The sequence below is a fragment of the Proteus sp. PR00208 genome (assembly GCF_016238545.1).
Taxonomy (GTDB): domain Bacteria; phylum Pseudomonadota; class Gammaproteobacteria; order Enterobacterales; family Enterobacteriaceae; genus Proteus.
Genome location: NZ_JAEHQE010000016.1, coordinates 1 through 16,908, shown reverse-complemented (window position 1 = coordinate 16,908; position 16,908 = coordinate 1). Strand labels below are relative to the sequence as shown.

General features: G+C 39.8%; 13 protein-coding genes and 1 tRNA gene. 4 read left to right on the top strand and 10 right to left on the bottom strand.

Annotation, left to right across the window (positions count from 1 at the left end; translation table 11 throughout):
* The first annotated feature begins 3 nt into the window (after window positions 1-3).
* Window positions 4-1,512 (top strand): guanosine-5'-triphosphate,3'-diphosphate diphosphatase, encoded by a 1,509-nt coding sequence (gene gppA / locus JEP36_RS11795; RefSeq protein WP_109372744.1) that lies wholly within the window; start codon window positions 4-6, stop codon window positions 1,510-1,512.
* A 77-nt stretch (window positions 1,513-1,589) separates the two neighbouring features.
* Here the strand turns inward: gppA and rep are convergent, their stop codons facing one another.
* Both rep and ilvC read right to left on the bottom strand, forming a co-directional pair.
* Window positions 1,590-3,614, bottom strand: coding sequence for a DNA helicase Rep (gene rep / locus JEP36_RS11790; protein ID WP_196534380.1), 2,025 nt, complete (start codon window positions 3,612-3,614; stop codon window positions 1,590-1,592).
* 550 nt (window positions 3,615-4,164) lie between these two features.
* Window positions 4,165-5,640, bottom strand: coding sequence for a ketol-acid reductoisomerase (gene ilvC, locus JEP36_RS11785; RefSeq protein WP_109372748.1), 1,476 nt, complete (start codon window positions 5,638-5,640; stop codon window positions 4,165-4,167).
* A 170-nt stretch (window positions 5,641-5,810) separates the two neighbouring features.
* Between ilvC and ilvY the strand changes: the two genes are divergently transcribed.
* Window positions 5,811-6,698 carry an HTH-type transcriptional activator IlvY gene (gene ilvY, locus JEP36_RS11780; protein WP_198630238.1) on the top strand — a complete coding sequence of 296 codons (888 nt, stop codon included), beginning with the start codon at window positions 5,811-5,813 and terminating at the stop codon, window positions 6,696-6,698.
* On the opposite strand, the gene ilvA is transcribed toward ilvY, so the two are convergent.
* From ilvA to ilvL, 6 genes are all read right to left on the bottom strand, one after another.
* Window positions 6,684-8,258 carry a threonine ammonia-lyase, biosynthetic gene (ilvA, locus tag JEP36_RS11775; protein WP_198626378.1) on the bottom strand — a complete coding sequence of 525 codons (1,575 nt, stop codon included), beginning with the start codon at window positions 8,256-8,258 and terminating at the stop codon, window positions 6,684-6,686. The two genes, ilvY and ilvA, sit on opposite strands and share 15 nt — an antisense overlap.
* 3 nt (window positions 8,259-8,261) lie before the next feature.
* Window positions 8,262-10,112, bottom strand: coding sequence for a dihydroxy-acid dehydratase (gene ilvD, locus JEP36_RS11770; RefSeq protein ID WP_109372751.1), 1,851 nt, complete (start codon window positions 10,110-10,112; stop codon window positions 8,262-8,264).
* Between the two features lie 72 nt (window positions 10,113-10,184).
* Entirely contained in the window at window positions 10,185-11,111 is a 927-nt protein-coding gene (locus tag JEP36_RS11765) for a branched-chain-amino-acid transaminase (protein WP_198630237.1), read from the bottom strand.
* Between the two features lie 10 nt (window positions 11,112-11,121).
* The gene (ilvM, locus tag JEP36_RS11760) at window positions 11,122-11,397 is read right to left on the bottom strand and encodes an acetolactate synthase 2 small subunit (RefSeq protein ID WP_023583660.1); all 276 of its coding nucleotides are present in this window, start codon (window positions 11,395-11,397) and stop codon (window positions 11,122-11,124) included.
* Window positions 11,394-13,043 carry an acetolactate synthase 2 catalytic subunit gene (gene ilvG, locus JEP36_RS11755; RefSeq protein ID WP_198620258.1) on the bottom strand — a complete coding sequence of 550 codons (1,650 nt, stop codon included), beginning with the start codon at window positions 13,041-13,043 and terminating at the stop codon, window positions 11,394-11,396. The genes ilvM and ilvG overlap by 4 nt, the downstream gene beginning before the upstream one ends.
* A 130-nt stretch (window positions 13,044-13,173) precedes the next feature.
* On the bottom strand, window positions 13,174-13,275 hold the full coding sequence (gene ilvL / locus JEP36_RS11750; RefSeq protein ID WP_071788577.1) for an ilv operon leader peptide: 102 nt from the start codon (window positions 13,273-13,275) through the stop codon (window positions 13,174-13,176).
* A 450-nt stretch (window positions 13,276-13,725) separates the two neighbouring features.
* On the opposite strand from ilvL, the gene JEP36_RS11745 reads away from it, so the two are divergent.
* Window positions 13,726-15,258: a YifB family Mg chelatase-like AAA ATPase gene (locus tag JEP36_RS11745; RefSeq protein ID WP_198630236.1), complete on the top strand. Its 1,533-nt coding sequence runs from the start codon at window positions 13,726-13,728 to the stop codon at window positions 15,256-15,258.
* Window positions 15,259-15,303: 45 nt separating this feature from the next.
* Here the strand turns inward: JEP36_RS11745 and JEP36_RS11740 are convergent, their stop codons facing one another.
* Complete coding sequence (locus tag JEP36_RS11740) at window positions 15,304-15,642, bottom strand: DUF413 domain-containing protein (protein WP_036939631.1); 339 nt, start codon at window positions 15,640-15,642, stop codon at window positions 15,304-15,306.
* 115 nt (window positions 15,643-15,757) lie between these two features.
* Between JEP36_RS11740 and hdfR the strand changes: the two genes are divergently transcribed.
* Entirely contained in the window at window positions 15,758-16,579 is an 822-nt protein-coding gene (gene hdfR, locus JEP36_RS11735; protein ID WP_198626380.1) for an HTH-type transcriptional regulator HdfR, read from the top strand.
* A 248-nt stretch (window positions 16,580-16,827) separates the two neighbouring features.
* Here hdfR and JEP36_RS11730 read toward each other — a convergent pair.
* A tRNA-Trp gene (locus JEP36_RS11730) sits at window positions 16,828-16,903 on the bottom strand.
* Window positions 16,904-16,908: the final 5 nt, after the last annotated feature.

Here is a 16,908-nt window from a genome sequence, read left to right as displayed (position 1 = left end):
ATTATGCTGAAATCCTCATCACTTTATGCTGCTATTGATTTAGGTTCTAACAGTTTTCATATGTTAGTCGTTCGAGAAATCGCGGGCTCTATACAAGTTCTTTCCCGCGTGAAACGTAAAGTTCGACTCGCTGCTGGCCTAAACAGTGAAAATGAATTGTCAGAGCAGGCAATGGAACGCGGTTGGCAATGTTTACGACTTTTTTCTGAATATCTACGTGATATTCCGACTGAACAAATCAGAGTCGTAGCAACAGCCACATTACGTATTGCTAAAAATGCAGATATTTTTGTCGCAAAAGCGTCTGAAATATTGGGCAATACTGTTCATGTTATTAGTGGTGAGGAAGAAGCACGCCTTATCTATCGTGGCGTTGCACATACCACTGGTGGTGCAGAGCAACGTTTAGTTGTCGATATTGGTGGTGGCAGCACAGAGCTGGTTACAGGTACTGGTGCTAAAACGACACAATTAATGAGCTTAAGTATGGGCTGTGTAACTTGGTTAGAGCGCTATTTTACTGATCGCTCTTTAACTCAAGAAAATTTTGCTAAAGCGCAAGACGCAGCCAAAGCGATACTCGCCCCAGTGGCGGATAAATTAATTGAGCAAGGCTGGCAAGTGTGTGTGGGCGCCTCTGGTACTGTACAGGCGTTGCAAGAGATCATGATTGCTCAAGGTATGGATGAATTAATCACCTTACCTAAGCTTGAGCGGCTCAAACACAAAGCCATTGAATGTGGAAAACTGGAAGAATTGGAAATTGAAGGGCTTACTTTTGAACGAGCCTTAGTGTTTCCGAGTGGGCTTGCTATCTTAATCGCCATATTTGAAACACTGCATATCGACAATATGATCTTAGCAGGTGGTGCATTACGAGAAGGCTTAGTCTATGGAATGTTGCATCTTCCTATTGAGCAAGATATTCGCCAACGTACTCTTCGTAATGTCCAGCGTCGGTTTCAGATTGATATTGAGCAAGCACACCGAGTTCAACAACTTGCAGAACACTTTTTTATCCAAGTCAGCAAGAGTTGGCAGTTAGATAATCGTTGCCGCGAGTTGCTTAATAGCGCTAGTGCATTACATGAAATTGGCCTAAGTGTTGATTTCCGCCAAGCACCTTCACATGCAAGCTATCTGATCTCTCATCTTGATTTACCAGGATATACACCGGCGCAACGACGTTTATTAGCTTCTTTGCTAAAAAACCAAACAGGGATCATCGATCTTGCACCTCTTAATCATCAAAATGCCCTACCGATAACTCAAGCCAATCGACTGGTGCGTTTACTGCGATTAGCCATCATTTTTGCTAGCCGTCGCCGTGATGATACACTTCCTGCATTACGATTACGCACTGAAGATGAGAAGCTCATTATTACACTGCCATATCAATGGCTTAATGAGCATCCGTTACGTGCTGAAAATCTCCAAGAAGAGATCCAACTTCAGAGTTATGTCCATTGGTCTTTAATGATTGAAGAACAAAATAGCTCTCGTATAAGTTAACTTTTTTATTTATACAAAAATAAAACCCCTTGGACATCAATATGCCAAGGGGTTAGTTTTATCGACAACTCTCTATGCTATTCAGGTTTATGCCTTGCCAACATAGCTCTTAATCCTGCAACACCTTTTTGCCCTTTCTCTTGTTTTTCCTCAGCACTTAACACTTTCTTTTTATTGGTATCCCAATTCAAATCATCTTGAGGTAATTCATAAAGAAAACGGCTCGGTTCAGGTTTGATTAATTCACCGTATTGGCGCCTTTCCTTACATAACGTAAACGTGAGTGTTTTTTGTGCTCGAGTAATGCCCACATAAGCAAGACGTCTTTCTTCGTCTACATTATCTTCATCAATACTGCTTTGGTGTGGCAATATGCCCTCTTCCATTCCCACTAAAAACACATGAGGGAACTCAAGACCTTTAGAGGCATGTAATGTCATTAACTGAACTTGATCTAACTCTTCTTCTGTTTCTCCTCGCTCCATCATATCGCGCAAGGTAAAACGATTAACGACTTGAGAAAGCGTCATCGGTTCATGCAATTCATCACCTTCAAGCATTTCACTCATCCATAAAAATAGCTGATTAATATTTTTCATCCTCATTTCAGCCGCTTTTGCGCTACTTGAGGTTTCATATAACCAGCTTTCATAATCCATTTCATGCAATAAATCACGTACAGCTAACAGTGGTTCTCGCTCTGATTTTTGTACTATACGCGACATCCATTGCGAAAATGCTTGTAATGAATTCAAACCTCGACCTGTTAATGTTTGGCTTAGCCCCAAATCAAAACAGGCATTGTATAAGCTTTTATCTCGAACTTTTGCCCACTCACCTAATTTTTGAATTGTCATAGGGCCGATTTCACGACGAGGCTTATTCACAATACGTAAAAATGCCGCATCATCATCAGGATTAGTAATGACTCGTAAATAGGCAAGGATATCTTTTATCTCTTCTCGTGAAAAAAAGGAGGTTTCACCCGAAATACGATAAGGAATGCGATTTTGCATCAAGTATTTTTCAAAAATACGTGACTGGTGATTACCACGATAAAGTATCGCGTAATCCTTATAATTGGTTTTATTAATAAAGTGATGCGCAATTAATTCGCCCGCGACACGCTCTGCTTCGTGCTCTTCATTATTTGCCGTTAAAACACGAAGTTCATCACCATAACCTAACTCTGAAAATAAGCGTTTTTCAAAAACATGGGGATTATTTTCAATCAAGATATTGGCAGATTTTAAAATACGCCCCGAAGATCGATAATTTTGCTCAAGTTTAATGACATTAAGTTGAGGGAAATCTTTTTGTAACAACACTAAATTTTGAGGGCGAGCACCACGCCATGAATAAATAGATTGGTCATCATCGCCCACAACGGTAAAACGCGCTCTTTCACCCACCAACCATTTCACTAATTCATATTGGCTGGTATTGGTGTCTTGATATTCATCCACCAGCAAATAACGGATACGTCTTTGCCAGCGCTCTCTCACTTCTTCATTCGTGCGCAATAACATAGTTGGTCGACTAATTAAGTCATCAAAATCGAGCACATTACAACTACGCAGATGTTGTTCATAACGTCGAAAACATTCGGCAAAAGTATGATCTTGTTGCGATCTCGCTATTCCTATTGCTTGCTCTGGCGTGAGCATGTCATTTTTCCAGTTAGAGATTTGGCTCTTTAACTGAGACAGCAAATCTTTATCTTCTTCTAATAAATCAGCCGTTAATTCTTTAAGTAATGCAGATTGGTCTTGATCATCAAACAATGAAAATTTAGCTTTAATACCTAGTGCTTTATATTCACGTTTAATAATTTCCAATCCCAAGGTATGGAACGTTGAGATCATTAATCCTTTCGCTTCTTGGCGACCTAAGGTTTGAGCAACACGCTCTTTCATTTCACGCGCGGCTTTATTAGTAAACGTAACCGCCGCAATCTGCTTTGCTGGGTATTGGCATTGACGAATAAGATGTGCAATTTTATTGGTAATAACCCGTGTTTTACCCGATCCCGCACCTGCCAAGACCAAACAAGGGCCTGACACATATTCCACTGCTTTTTGCTGACCGGGATTTAATCGCATACTTTTTCCAAACTTCATTAACCAAGAACATAACGGGGGATAATTGTAGCAGAAAGTGCATAGAAAGATGGTTCGGTTTTAGGATTTGGAGATCATTTTCGATAAGAAAATTAAATTTATATAGTTTAAACTTTGTATACTATTTCAACGAAATAGGAATATATTGCAGACATAAATCAATTTGAACATAACAAGATGAACAGAAAACAAAAAAATATTAATAAATACATAAAGAAGAATAAGTTTGAACCTAATCCAAAGACATTAATCACTTTTATAAAAACAGATAAAAATATTGATATTTTTCATATTGATGGCGCTAATAATTTATTCAAAAACTTAGATATTTAGACCAAAAAACAAAAAACCGTATTTCATTAAGAAACACGGTTTTCAACAAATTGAATCTTACGCTTATTTTTCTAAGCTATTTGCGAGAGAAGAAGGCGGCAAAGGAGGTTATCCCAAGGAGCATACATGAGTATGTGACTTGGGTAACCGAGTGTAGCCAACGCACTTATCGCGTAAAGAGCGACGAAAAATCGGAAAATTAGTTGCCTACAGCAATTTTCTTCATATCCGTCATATACCCACGCAGGGTTTTACCTACGGCTTCAATTGGGTGCTGACGAATTGCTTCATTGATATCACGCAATTGCGCATTATCTGTTCCATTATCTTGAACTTTCTTCGCTAAATCGCCACTTTGCAATGTTGTCATAAATTCTTTCAACATCGGCACAACCGCAAATGAGAACAAATAGTTGCCATATTCTGCCGTATCAGAGATAACCACATTCATTTCATACAAACGCTTACGAGCGATGGTATTCGCGATTAATGGTAACTCATGCAGTGATTCATAATAAGCTGACTCTGCAAAGATCCCTGCTTCAATCATGGTATCAAACGCTAATTCAACACCAGCTTTAACCATTGCAACCATTAATACACCGTGATCAAAGTACTCTTGCTCACTGATTTTACCCTCATATTCAGGGTAATTTTCAAATGCGCTTGCTCCAGTCTCTTCACGCCATGTCAGCAAGTTTTTATCATCATTTGCCCAATCTGCCATCATAGTTTCAGAGAATTTACCTGAAATGATATCATCCATATGTTTCGCAAACAGTGGAGCCATGATCTCTTTCAGTTGCTCTGATAATGCATATGCACGCATTTTCGCAGGGTTAGATAATCTGTCCATCATTAAGGTGATACCACCTTGTTTCAGTGCTTCTGTAATGGTTTCCCAACCAAACTGAATCAACTTACCTGCATAGCCTGGTTCAACACCATCGGCAACCATTTTGTCATAACATAACAATGAGCCTGCTTGTAACATACCGCACAGAATGGTTTGCTCACCCATTAAGTCAGATTTGACTTCAGCAACAAAAGAAGATTCTAAAACACCAGCGCGATGACCACCTGTTGCCGCTGCCCATGCTTTAGCAATAGCCATTCCTTCGCCTTTCGCATCATTTTCAGGGTGAACAGCAATCAGTGTTGGAACACCAAAACCACGCTTATATTCTTCGCGAACTTCTGTACCTGGGCATTTTGGTGCAACCATCACAACAGTGATGTCATCACGAATTTTTTCGCCAACTTCAACGATATTAAAACCATGAGAATAGCCTAATGCTGCACCTGATTTCATCAGTGGTTGAACAGCTTGAACAACAGCAGAGTGCTGTTTGTCTGGCGTTAAGTTAACCACTAAATCTGCCTGAGGGATCAACGCTTCATAGGTGCCAACTTCAAAGCCGTTTTCGGTCGCGCGACGCCATGATGCACGTTTCTCATCAATCGCTTCTTGGCGTAAGGCATACGCAATATTCAAACCTGAATCACGCATATTTAAACCTTGGTTAAGACCTTGAGCGCCACAACCAACGATAACGACTTTTTTGCCTTTCAGGTAATTTGCTTCATCAGCAAATTCTTCGCGTGACATAAAGCGACATTTACCTAATTGCGACAACTGCTGACGCAGATTCAATGTATTAAAATAATTTGCCATAGAAGACTCCAAAATCGTTGTGTATGTGTTTGCTGTTATTATCCTCACTCTCAGTGAGGTGTTGCATGACTTTACTATATGGGATGAAAGCCATTGCTTAAATTGATATATTTACAAGATAGTGTTGCAAAAAATGCAACGTACTTTTTTATCACAATGGGTGGCTGATAATGGATATTCGTGATCTCAAACTCTTCCTGCATTTAGCTGAAAGTTGCCACTTCACCAAGACAGCGCAGGCAATGCACGTCAGCCCTTCAACGCTCTCTCGTCAAATTCAACGCCTTGAAGAAAGCTTAGGTCATCCTCTGTTTTTACGTGATAACAGACAAGTGACTCTCACCGATGCTGGCGAGCAGTTAAAACGCTATGCTCAACAAACCTTATTGCAATATAAGCAACTTAAGCACACGTTAAATCAAAATAGCCCAAGCCTTTCTGGCGAATTACGCCTATTTTGTTCTGTAACAGCGGCTTACAGCCATTTACCCCCTATTCTTGATCGCTTTCGTGCAGAACACCCATTAGTTGAAATAAAACTCACCACAGGAGATGCAGCTGATGCAGTCGATAAAGTGCAATCTGATGAGGCCGATTTAGGTATTGCAGGAAAACCTGAAAAGCTTCCTGAAAATATCTGTTTTGAAAAAATAGGCGAAATTCCATTAGTACTGATTGCGCCCGCTCTGCCTTGTAATGTTCGTCATCTTGCAACACAAGAGAAACCCGATTGGCTCAATATTCCATTTATCATTCCTGAACATGGCCCATCGCGACAACGAATTGCATTATGGTTTAAACGCCACCGTATCCATAATCCCTTAATTTATGCGACTGTTTCAGGGCATGAAGCGATTGTCTCAATGGTTGCGTTAGGTTGTGGTATCGCGCTTATTCCACAGGTCGTCGTTGATAATTGTCCAGAGCCTGTGCGTAATCGCATCTCTTCATTGGATAATATTTCAATGGTAGAACCTTTCGAATTAGGCGTTTGCGGATTACACAAACGCCTTCAAGAGCCTGTGAACAGTGCTTTTTGGCGATTACTCCACGACTAAGCTTGTCGTTTGTGGTGACAGAAATAGCTGAAAAGAAGGATTTCCTGTCTCATCATGATATTCATAGCCTAATGCATCTAAATGTCGCTCGAAACGCCCTTCTGTTTCGGGCAATTCAAATGCCACCAGCACTCGACCATAATCAGTACCATGACTGCGATAATGGAATAGTGTGATATTCCAATAAGTGCCTAACGTTTTTAAAAACTTCATTAAAGCACCCGGTGATTCTGGAAACTCGAAACTAAATAGACGCTCTTTAAGCGGCTTATTAGGACGACCACCGACCATATAACGCACATGCAGTTTTGCCATTTCATCGTCAGAAAGATCAGCAACTTGATAACCTGCAGTCGTAAGCTCCCGCAAAATTTCTTTACGCTCTATAAGTCCTTGACTTAAACGTACGCCCACGAAAATACGTGCATTTTCAGGATCAGCATCGCTATAACGATAATTAAATTCAGTGACCACACGTTGACCTAGGATTTGGCAAAAACGTAAAAAACTGCCTTTTTGCTCAGGAATAGTCACAGCGAATAGCGCTTCACGTTTTTCGCCTAGTTCACAGCGTTCAGAAACATAACGTAAGCCATGAAAATTCACATTTGCACCAGAAAGTATATGCGCTAGACGCTCACCTTTGATCTGGTGCTCTTCTACGTATTTTTTAAGCCCAGCTAATGCCAATGCGCCCGAAGGCTCAGCAATCGCACGCACATCTTCAAATAAATCTTTTACAGCAGCGCAAATTTCATCACTATCAACAGTAATCACATCATCGACATACTTCTGGCATAAACGAAAAGTTTCATCACCAATACGCTTAACGGCAACACCTTCTGCAAATAAGCCTACGCGAGCTAATTCAACAGGGTGTCCTGCCTTTAATGCTGCTTTTAAACATGCTGCATCTTCTGCTTCAACGCCGATAATTTTAATTTCTGGCATAAGCTGTTTGATTAATACAGCCACTCCAGCAATTAAACCTCCACCACCTACAGGTACGAAAATACGATCAAGATGAACATCTTGTTGCAATAATTCCATTGCTAATGTTGCCTGCCCTGCAATCACAGCGGGGTGATCAAAAGGCGGAACAAAGGTGTATCCCATCTCTTCAGATAGTGCGATAGCTTTCGCTTTTGCTTCATCAAAGTTGGCACCATAAAGCAATGCTTCTCCACCAAATTGGCGAACCGCATCGACTTTGATATCCGCTGTTGCCACTGGCATCACGATTAATGCCTTTACACCCATTCGATTCGCTGACAACGCAACGCCTTGAGCGTGGTTACCCGCCGAAGCAGTTACAACGCCTTTCGCTTTTTGCTCAGGAGTCAACCCTGCAATCATGGTGTAAGCACCACGTAATTTAAAACTATGAACAGGTTGTCTATCTTCACGCTTAACTAAAATCGTATTTTCTAAGCGTTCAGAGATTTTTGTCATCTCTTGAAGTGGCGTGACAATTGCCGCTTCATAAACAGGTGCGCTCAGCGCCGCTTTTAAATATTCAGCGCTACTTGGTGCTGAATTTAAAGGTCTAAAGGCAGCCATTTCTTAGCCCCCTAATTTAGATTTATCGCGCACAGCACCTTTATCAGCACTGGTTGCTAAAGAGGCGTAAGCACGTAAAGCAAAAGAGACTTGGCGCTGTCTATCTTGTGGTGTCCACGCTTTATCACCACGAGCATTTTGTGCATCACGACGTGCAGATAACGTTTTATCATCTACCTTTAATGAGATCTCACGAGTTGGAATGTTGATAGAGACAATATCACCTTCTTCCACTAAACCAATTACACCACCACTTGCTGCTTCAGGTGAAACATGCCCGATAGATAAGCCAGATGTTCCCCCAGAGAAACGTCCGTCAGTGATAAGTGCGCAAGCTTTACCTAATCCCATTGATTTTAAATATGAGGTTGGATACAGCATCTCTTGCATACCTGGCCCACCTTTAGGACCTTCATAGCGAATAATGACCACATCGCCTGCCACTACTTTTCCACCTAAGATGGCCTCAACAGCATCATCTTGGCTTTCATATACTTTTGCAGGACCGCTAAAAATCAAGTTATCTTCATCAACGCCCGCAGTTTTAACAATACAGCCATCTTCTGCTAAGTTACCTGATAACACGGCCAATCCACCATCTTGGCTATAAGCATGTTCTTTACTGCGGATACACCCGTTTTCACGATCGGTATCTAAGGTTGGCCAACGGCAATTTTGAGAGAATGCCTTCGTGGTACGAATACCCGCAGGACCTGCTTGGAACATCGATTTTACTTGCTCATCTTGCGTTAACATCACGTCATATTGCGCTAATGTTTCTGGCAAGCTTAGCCCTAAGATATTATCCACATTACGGTTAAGTAATCCGGCTCTGTCTAATTCACCTAAAATACCCATAACTCCACCTGCACGGTGAACATCTTCCATATGATATTTTTGTGTACTTGGTGCCACTTTACATAAATGAGGGACTTGGCGAGAAAGCCTGTCGATATCTTCCATGGTGAAGTCAACTTCACCTTCTTGTGCAGCAGCTAATAAATGCAGAACCGTATTTGTCGAGCCACCCATTGCAATATCTAAGATCATCGCATTTTCAAAGGCTTCTTTTTTAGCGATATTGCGCGGTAATGCGGACTCATCATCTTTTTCATAATAACGCTTGGTTAATTCAACAATTCGCTTACCTGCGTTGATAAACAGCGTTTCACGATCTGCGTGTGTTGCTAATAATGAGCCATTTCCGGGTTGAGATAATCCCAGAGCTTCGGTTAAACAGTTCATGGAGTTTGCGGTAAACATACCTGAACACGATCCGCAAGTCGGACAAGCAGATCGTTCAATTTGCTCACTATCCGCATCGCTAACATTGGGATTTGCTCCTTGGATCATGGCATCAACCAGATCCAATTTGATCAGTTGATCTGAAAGCTTCGTTTTACCTGCTTCCATAGGACCACCCGAAACAAAAATAACAGGAATATTTAAGCGTAAAGACGCCATTAACATTCCTGGGGTGATCTTGTCGCAGTTTGAGATACACACCATCGCATCAGCACAGTGCGCATTAACCATATATTCAACAGAGTCTGCGATAAGTTCACGCGATGGCAAAGAATAAAGCATGCCACCGTGCCCCATTGCGATACCGTCATCAACCGCAATAGTATTAAATTCTTTAGCGACACCACCAGCGGCTTCAATTTGCTCAGCAACCAGTTTTCCTAAATCCCGCAGATGCACATGACCCGGTACAAATTGCGTAAATGAGTTCACAACAGCGATAATGGGTTTACCAAAATCAGCATCAGTCATTCCCGTTGCGCGCCATAAGGCACGGGCTCCCGCCATATTACGACCGTGTGTCGTTGTCGCTGAACGGTATTTAGGCATTTTTCACACTCCTGCGATAAAGAAAGCGAGTAGGGAACGAGCTACCCGCTAAACAAATTTATTTGATTATGTTTATGAATTGATTGGATCTAACCAACCGTATTTATCTTCTGTCTCACCTGTGAACAGACCAAAGAACGCCTTTTGAATTGCTTTGGTCACAGGGCCACAACGTCCGATACCGACTTGAATACCATCAACACTACGTACTGGGGTTATCTCTGCGGCTGTACCTGACATAAAGACTTCATCTGCAAGATAAAGTGATTCACGAGAAAGGACTTGTTCACGCACTTCATAACCGAGATCTTTTGCTAATTTGATAATGGCATCACGCGTGATCCCCGGCAGTGCTGATGAAGTAAATGGCGGTGTAAAAATAACACCGTCTTTTACTTCAAATAGGTTTTCACCTGCACCTTCTGATAAATAGCCATGCACATCTAATGCAATCCCTTCTTGATAACCATGACGGCGAGCTTCGCTTCCCACTAATAGTGAAGATAAATAGTTACCACCCGCTTTTGCTGCTGTTGGAATAGTATTTGGTGCAGCACGATGCCAAGAAGAAACCATTGCATCAATACCTTTATCTAACGCTTCTTCACCGAGGTAAGCTCCCCATGGAAATGCAGCAATGATCACATCTGTTTTATAACCAGCTGGTGGATTAACACCCATACCGACATCACCAATAAAAACTAATGGGCGAATATAAGCACTGACTAATTTATTTTTACGTAAGGTCTCACGACAGGCTTCCATTAACTCATCAACACTTTGCTCAACAGGCATACGATAAATTTTTGCTGAATCATGTAAACGTTGCATGTGTTCACGATGGCGAAAGACCACAGGGCCTTTATAAGAATCATAACAACGCACACCTTCAAACACAGAGGTTCCATAATGTAATGCATGAGACATAACATGAACCTTTGCCTCAGCCCAAGGAACCATTTCACCGTTAAACCAAATATAATCAGCTTGCTTTGTCATTCTTTTATCCTTACATGGCACTTAGTGCATTCATGAATCGTAATTTTTCTTTCTGTTGATGTGATACTTGAATACCTGCAACATCAGCTAATTTTGTTAACTGGCTGCACAGAAGTTCTAATGGCCGTTGACTACTCACCGTCAGGCTTAAATTGATATTATTACTTTCAGTGATATTCATATTCATTGAGCATATATGAAAACCACGATGACGAATAACTCTCAGGATACGTTCTAAGATCTCTGGACAAAAACGGGCTTCAATTGTGATATTGTGTTGGTTCATTTTGATTTCTCCATCATCTCATCATTACTTGCGCCCGGCGGGACTAAAGGCCAGACATTTTCTGCGTCATCGATAGATACCTGTAATAAGTAAGGACCATCGCTCTCTAATAAACATTTTATTGCATCAGCAACCTGTGCTTTTTCTGTGATGCGTTGCCCAGGGATATCAAAAGCTTTTGCCAAGGCAACAAAGTCTGGATTATCTGTTAAAATCGTTTCGCTATAACGTTGTTCAAAAAATAACTCTTGCCATTGACGAACCATACCAAGACGTTGGTTATCTAATAGCACCAATTTGATAGGTAATTGCTTACGCTTAATTGTGCCCAATTCCTGTACATTCATCATAAAAGAGCCATCACCAGACACACAGATAACACATGCATCAGGTCTAGCAATTTGAGCGCCTACTGCTGCTGGGATACCAAATCCCATGGTGCCTAAACCACTTGAGGTGATAAAGTTTTCAGGTGCATCAAATGTCATATGTTGTGCCGACCACATTTGATGTTGGCCTACATCTGTTGTCACAATCGTATTTTCAGGTTTCGCATCTGATAATTGTTTTAATAATAATGGGGCATAAATTGCGGAGCCTGGATGATCGTAACGCCACGCGTGTTCGGCTTTTAATTCTTGTATTTCTTGTTGCCAAGCAGCGATAGATAATGGCTGAGACAAAGCAGGTAACAACACTTTCGCATCACCTAATAACGCCACATGCGCTTGTTTCAATTTATTTAATTCTGCATAGTCGATATCGATATGGATAACCTTGGCATTAGGTGCAAAAGTATTTAATCGCCCAGTAACGCGATCATCAAAACGAGCACCAACAGCGATTAATAAATCACTACGCTGAACAGCATAATTTGCCGCTTTAGTGCCATGCATACCTAACATGCCTAAATAGTTAGCATCTAATGCATCGGCACAGCCTAACCCTTTTAAAGTGGAAACAACGGGCATTTCTGTTTGCTTCACAAATGCTCTTAACGTTTCTACTGCATTGCTCATGGCAACACCACCACCTACATACAAAATCGGTTTTTGTGCCTTCGCTAACATCTGCTTAGCTTGATTTAACTCTTGTGTTGGATAAGAAAATTCTTGCTCTTCTGGTAATTCATAGCTTGATAAATGAGAAGCATCCGCCAATTGAACATCTTTAGGAATATCAATTAAAACAGGGCCAGGGCGACCTTGAGATGCGATAGAGAATGCCTCTGATAACACTCTTGGTAATTCATCAACCGTCGAAACTAAAAAACTATGTTTCGTACACGCCAATGAAAGACCTAAAACGTCAATTTCTTGGAATGCATCAGTACCAATTAAATTGGAAGCAACTTGCCCAGTGATAGCAACAACAGGCACAGAATCTAACAATGCATCAGCAAGTCCAGTGATGACATTAGTAGCGCCTGGGCCTGATGTCGCGATACAAATACCTGTCGTACCCGTAGAGCGAGCAAAACCAATAGCAGCAATTGCAGCACCTTGTTCATGGCGACATAAAACATGTTCAACACCACCATCATAAAGGGCATCGTAAACAGGCATGATAGCACCGCCAGGATAACCAAAGACTGTTTCGACTTGATGTTTTCGTAATGCCTGTACTAACCACTGTGCTCCATTCATTCTTTCACCCTGCCATCTTAACTTCTTGTTTAATTTGAATTTATTTTCTATTTAATCTTTTTTTCAAACTCAGGCTCAAAAAAAACCCCCGCGCCTTTCGGTGCGGGGGTTTTTAAGAGATCCGGCTAGTTTAGTTAGCCTTTCTTCGTCCTAGTGCAGCCCCGCACGGTGGGTTAATAATCACCACCACGCTGACAATAATTAGGCTAATCACTAGGACGATAGTATTCATAGTTTTATAACTTCTTTTCTTATTTAAAATGTATGTTTGTAATGTTGTGTTGTGTTTTCTTTCACTCTGTCCTTTTAGAGTTATCATGATATTTTAGAATTGACAATGTTTATTTTAAAAATAATTATAACATGATGAATTTTATATGTTTTTTATAGCGCAAACACCAATTAGAATATTCATCTATAAAATATTTATTTTTCAGTTATTAATACCAAGAAAGAACGCGTTATTTTGTTTTTTCTGCTATTGCATTTTATTATTCCAAGTTAAAAAACAATGATAATTTTCATTATATTTATATTAATTTATTAAATTAATTATTTAAAAAATTAATCATTATATTTCAATATGTTATATTATTTTCGAGATATCTCGCATTTATTTAACTCTTCATTTAACACAAAAGAAAAAATAATTTAAAAAGAAAAAAATAATGGAGAATAAAAAATGGCATTAGCAATAATATATACGCGTGCCTCTTTAGGAATATCAGCTCCGCTTATTACTATCGAGGCTCATATTAGTCAGGGATTACCTGGATTAACATTAGTTGGATTACCTGAAACTGTCGTAAAAGAAGCAAAAGATAGAGTAAGGAGTGCATTAATTAATAGCGGATATACTTATCCTGCAAAAAGAATAACGATTAATCTTTCACCTGCCGATTTACCCAAAGAAGGTGCGCGTTATGATTTACCTATTGCACTAGCAATACTCATTGCATCAGAACAATTAATATCAGATAAATTAGAGTGTTATGAGTTTATTGGAGAACTTGCACTTTCTGGAAAATTACAACGAGTTAATGCGGTTATTCCATCAATTCTTAGTGCATCAAAAGATCATCGAATATGTATTGTATCAACAGAACATCAAACTGAAGTTTCATTATTACCCAATAAATCGGCTTTATTAGCCTCTCATCTTTTAGAGATTTGTCATCATCTAGAAAATAATACGCCATTAATTGAAACAGAAAGTTTTATTATTAATGATGAAATTGAAAATCAAAATAATAAAGATATGAGCGATATAATTGGTCAAAATAATGCAAAAAGGGCAGCAGAAATCACAGCCGCAGGAAATCACAACATTTTATTTCTTGGGCCACCAGGAACAGGCAAAACAATGTTAGCGCAAAGAATAAGTACGCTTCTTCCGCCTTTAACTGCTAAAGAAGCACTTGATGTATTAATCATTAGTAGCTTAAGAGGAGTGACATTTGATGAAAGAAAGTGGCCTACAAGACCATTTAGAGCTCCACATCATACTTCCTCTGCTGTTGCTTTAACGGGAGGAGGCTCTCTTCCTAAACCTGGAGAAATTACATTAGCACATCACGGTATTTTATTTTTAGATGAATTACCAGAATTCGAGCGCCGAGTACTCGATGCATTACGTGAACCTCTAGATGCTAGGGAAATTACTATTTCACGCGCAAAAGCCAAAATAAGCTACCCTGCCAATGTATTATTGGTCGGTGCATTAAATCCAAGCCCAACAGGACATTATCAAGGTAATCACAACCGAGTACCAATAAAGCAAATCCTACGCTATTTAAGCAAGGTTTCTGGACCTTTTTTAGATAGGTTTGATTTATCTGTCGAAATGCCACTTCTTCCCCAAGGCGCGCTTATTCATCCTACATTTACTACAGAAAATAGTACGACAATTAGAGAACGTGTTCTAAAGGCAAGAGAAAGACAATTTGCACGATGTGGAAAAGTGAATACTTATTTAACTGGAAAAGAGATTGAATGCTATTGCTCATTGAATACCAGTGATGCAACTTTTCTTGAAGATACGCTTAATAAATTAGGATTATCGATACGAGCTTGGCATAAAATTTTAAGAGTATCGAGGACTATTGCAGATCTTGCAAATGAAGAGAAAATACAGAAAAATCATTTAATTGAAGCATTAAGCTTTCGTGCAATGGATAGATTAATGATCTATTTACAAAAACAACTAGATGGGTAATAAAAAGGAGCGAAAAAACGCTCCTTTTGACTAAAACTAATGATATTAATCATCAGAGTCGGTATAGTCATCAGATGGATCGAGCTGCGGCTTTCCACCCGATAATGTATGAAAACGTTTTGGACGACTTATACGACTCGTATATTTCTTCCAAATTTTTTCTTCAACCGTTGCTGCTTCTCGTTCGCCACGACACATGGCAACAAATAATTTTTCCGCTTCAGTTGTAGGCTCTCGTTTACCTAAATCAAGCTCGTTAAAGGCTTGACCATGACGTTCCAATATCTGGGATTCCTTGATAGTGAAATCGCCATGACGAGAAAAACCACGCGGATAATGTTTATTGTCAAAAAAACGATTAGTCGTGATAAAACTTTCTGCCATCTGACACACTCCTAATTCTCTATCATCATACTTATGGCGCGGAGTATTAGATAGTCATGCGGTTCTGTAAAACAAAATATTTAAATCGTAACGACAAATTTTTTTGGAGATATATGTGGATACCGAATTACTGAAAACCTTTTTGGAAGTCAGTAAGACTAGACACTTTGGGCGAGCCGCTGAATCTCTTTATTTAACTCAGTCTGCGGTTAGTTTTAGAATACGACAACTGGAAACACAATTAGGCACAAATCTATTTACTCGCCATCGTAATAATATTCGTCTAACTGTCGCAGGTGAAAGGCTGATCCCTTATGCTGAATCGTTAATGAATACATGGCTTCTCGCTAAAAAAGAGATTAGCCATGCTTCTCAACATTCAGAGCTATCAATTGGCGCCACAGCATCACTCTGGGAAGCATATCTGACATCTTGGTTGCAGGAATCTTATCTAGAAAGAGAAGAGCTCAGAATCGAATCTAGAGTCTCTACAAGGCAATCTCTTGTAAAACAACTTCATGCAAGAGAGCTCGATCTTCTTTTTACGACTGAAGCACCAAAGATGGATGAATTAGAAAGTAAAATTATTGGTGATATTACTTTTCAGTTGATGAAAATCGCATCAAATAAAACCGAAGAGATAGCACAATTTATCAAAATTGAATGGAGTGCTGATTTTCAGTCTTTTCTTTCTAATGGTGCAGTGCAAAAAATTGATCCTATTTTAACCACTAACTCCGCAATGATTGCTTATCAGTTAATGAAAACAACACAAGCAGTTGCATTTTTACCTACGCATTGGCTAGATCTCTATTCAGATCTAGCCCCTGCCTCAACAGAAATTATTCAAAAACCTTTATTTGCGGTTTGGCTAAATACGAGTGATCAACAAGTATTGATACAACAGCTATTAAAACAGCCGATAAATCATCAATAAAGCTTAAATCCACGCTATAGTTATTCATGATATTAACGAATCACTCTTGGGTTTAAGCTTCATCTCTAGAATTTTTATTACATATAACAGAGAATATTACTAATAGATATTGGTAAAAGAAGCTCATTGGCAGGTTAGTCGGTGGGAATTTAGTGCAGTAAGTATTGAGAATATATAGATAACAAAAAGCCCAGTTAATTAACTGGGCTACAAAGAAGTATAAATTTTGTTATTACTTAATTGGTAACTGGCAGGGGCGGAGAGGCTCGAACTCCCAACACCCGGTTTTGGAGACCGGTGCTCTACCAATTGAACTACGCCCCTAAATA